The following is a 2,674-nucleotide window of genomic DNA, read 5'->3' on the forward strand; positions in this document are numbered from 1 at the left end:
CGCGACGATCCGCAAACCGGCGGCGACCCGCGCCGCGCCCGCGGCCGCCACGCCTGGGAGCGACGTGGTCGTCACCGCCAGCAAGCAGCGCGTGCCGCTGCTGCGCTATCCCGGCAGCCTGAGCATGATCGGCGCGGACGACGTGCTGCTGGACAGCCCCGCGACCGACCTGAGCGAGATCGGCCGCGACCTGCCGATCCTCCAGAACACCGAGCTTGGTCCCGGCCGCAACAAGCTGTTCATCCGTGGCATCGCCGATTCCAGCTTCAACGGCGCTACCCAGTCGACCGCCAGCACCTATCTGGGCGACGTCCAGATCGGGTTCTCGGAACAGGATCCCAACCTGAAGCTATACGACATGGCCGCGGTGCAGGTGCTGGAGGGTCCGCAGGGCACGCTGTACGGATCGGGCGCGATCGGCGGCATCATCCGCCTGCTGCCCAACCCGGTCGACCTCGGGGCGGCCGGCGCGGAACTGGCGGGCGGCGCGACGCTGACCCGCAGCGGTAGGCGGGGCGGCGATGCGAGCGGCGTCGTCAACATGCCGCTGCTGTCCGGGCGCGCGGGGCTGCGCCTCGTCGGCTATGACGAACACGAGGGGGGCTATATCGACGATGTCGGTCGCAGGCTGGCCGATGTGAACCGGATCGACACGGCCGGCGGGCGCGCGACGCTGCGGATCGCGCCGGGCGTCGGCTGGAGCATCGAGCTCGGTGGGGTCCTGCAGCGGATTTCGGCCGCCGACGGGCAATATGCCGATACCGCCGTCGGCCCGCTCGAACGCCGCTCCATGGTCGCCCAGCCGTTCAGCAACGCGGTATCGGTGGCGAGCGTGCGGATCGAGAAGGATTGGCCGAGCGGGCTGCAGCTCCTGTCGGTCACGGGCCTGGCGCTCTACACGTCCTCGGACGTCTTCGACGCGACGCCGTCGCCGACCCGCGCGATGCCGCGCCCGGCGGCGCAGGTCTATACCAGCGACGGCGACAAGCGCCTGGCGTCGCAGGAACTGCGGCTGTCGCGGTCGCCGACGGGCGGCATCTCGTGGGTGGCGGGCGTATCGCTGCTGAGCGATCGCGACGGCACCTCGCGCGCGCTGGGTCGGGCGGACGCGCCGGTCGACATCATCGGCGTCACCAACGCGACCCGTACCGCGTCGGCGTTCGGGGAGGTGACGGTGCCGGCGAGCGCGACCCTGTCGACGACGTTCGGCGGGCGCGTGACGCTGGCGCGAACCGATGGCGAGCCGTCCTTTCGGCCGCGGGTGAGCGACTTTGTCCTCGGCCGCTCGACCGCCAGGTTCGATCCCACCGTCGCGCTGTCGTGGCGGCTGGCGCCGGGGCTTGCGGCCTATGCGCGCGTCCAGTCGGGCTATCGCACCGGCGGGCTGGCGGTCGCGCCGGGCATCGGCCGCGTGGGCAATTTCGCGCCCGACTCGATCCGCGTCGCGGAGGTGGGCGTGCGGCGGCTGCGCGGCGGGACGACCGGCGTCGCCTTTTCGTCGGCCGTGTCGCTGGCGCGGTGGACGGATATCCAAGCCGATCTCGTCAACAGGCGAGGGCTGCCGTACACGCTGACGCTGGGCAATGCGCGCATCCTCGCGGTGGAGGCGACGGTGGACTGGGTGCCGGTGCGCGGCCTTCGCGCGAGCGCCTCGGGACTGTTCACCGACAACCGGATCGACGGCGCGCTGGCGATGCTGTCCACGCCGGCGCATCGCCGCCTCCCCGAGACGCCGTCCTTCGCGGCAATGGCGGACATCGCCTATCAACGGCCGGTCGGCGCAGGGGTGGCGAGCGTCGGCGGATCGGCGAGCTATGTCGGGCGATCGGTGCTCGGCGCGGGCGACCTGCTGGACATCAGCCAGGGCAACTACGCGGTCGCGACCGTGCGGGCGGGGTGGCGCTGGCGGCGGTACGAGCTGACGCTGACGGTCGACAACGTCACCGACCAGAGCGCCAACCTGTTCGCGATGGGCAACCCGTTCTCGCTGGCGAGCCGGACGCTGGCGACGCCGCTACGCCCGCGATCGTTGCGGCTGGGCGGCAAGGTGCGCTGGTGACGGGCCTGCCCAGGGCCGTGCCGGCGCCGCCTCTCGCCGGGGAGCGCCGGACGTAGGCGATCATGCGGCGCCCCTCGCGCGGGACGCTCAGCACCGGCGCATAGTCACGGACCAGCGCCCGACGCACGATCGCCACGCTGGCCGGGTTCCATGGCCCCAGCGGCTCGTCCATCGTGACGACCACCGGCGGGCGGGCGGCCATGATCCGCGCGACCTCGCCCGCCTCGTCGATACCGGTCGCGCCATGCTCGGCCATGAACGCCAGCGTCGAGGGAAAGGCATAGGGCGTCGGCACGCAGCTGCGCGACAGCAGGTACAGCGCCGCGTCGCCCGCGAACACATAGGGGCAGCCCTCGCCCCGGTGCGCGGCCATCACCGCTGCGATCGCGCGCGCCGAGCCGCGCTCGTCGGGGGCGACCCACAGCTTGAAGGCGAACAGCAGCGCGCCATAGCCCAGCACCGCGGGAAGCGCGCGCCGGTATCGCCCGAAGGCCCCGGCCGCCGGGATCGCGAGCGGCGCGATCAGCGGCAGCGCATAATGGTCGAAGAACGCCCCGATCATCGCATAGGCGACCAGGGCCGCCGCCAGCCAGCCGAGCGCGAGCATCGTCTCGG

General features: G+C 72.6%; 1 protein-coding gene and 1 pseudogene. One reads left to right on the forward strand and one right to left on the reverse strand.

The genetic code is table 11. From position 1 onward, the window contains the following. Positions 1 to 2,059: TonB-dependent receptor (locus tag HUU95_RS13715; RefSeq protein WP_174280615.1), on the forward strand; the 2,059-nt coding region annotated here is incomplete at its 5' end. On the opposite strand, the pseudogene HUU95_RS13720 reads toward HUU95_RS13715, so the two are convergent. Further along, positions 1,941 to 2,674, reverse strand: a pseudogene (locus HUU95_RS13720) (hypothetical protein); the annotation flags it as partial. The gene HUU95_RS13715 and the pseudogene HUU95_RS13720 overlap by 119 nt on opposite strands.

It is taken from the genome of Sphingomonas bacterium (assembly GCF_903643065.1).
GTDB lineage: Bacteria > Pseudomonadota > Alphaproteobacteria > Sphingomonadales > Sphingomonadaceae > Sphingomonas.